Source organism: Pseudoalteromonas sp. S3178, assembly GCF_005886985.1.
Taxonomy (GTDB): domain Bacteria; phylum Pseudomonadota; class Gammaproteobacteria; order Enterobacterales; family Alteromonadaceae; genus Pseudoalteromonas; species Pseudoalteromonas carrageenovora.
In genome coordinates, this window is record NZ_PNCW01000574.1 from 1 (window position 1) to 337 (window position 337).

Annotated in this window: 1 pseudogene; it reads left to right on the forward strand. The window is 45.7% G+C overall.

The annotated features are described in order from the left end of the window. Positions 1-246 (forward strand): annotated as a pseudogene (locus CWC11_RS22275) (hypothetical protein); the annotation flags it as partial. Positions 247-337: the final 91 nt, after the last annotated feature.

The following is a 337-nucleotide window of genomic DNA, read 5'->3' on the forward strand; positions in this document are numbered from 1 at the left end:
GATATGGCCACTCCTTGGCAGTTTTTTATTCCGTACAATATCGACTTTGCGTTTACTAAACAGCCGAGCAGTGTGATTGGTAAAGCGACGTTAACTTGGCAGTTTTATTACCAAGTTGAGATTGTTGAAGTGTGTGATTTACCGCCTATCAGTGAAGTGTATTTAGGCCCTGAAGGGGGCGAGCATTGGCTTATTGCCAAAGCCTCAGCAGCGGTTGAGTCGCCATCAGGCAGTGGGAGCGCTTAATTATGATAGCTAACCCATTACAAACCAATTTAGCCCAAGCCGACATGCAGCATCGGCTCGCTAAGTTAATTTCGTTAGGCACTGTGAATGA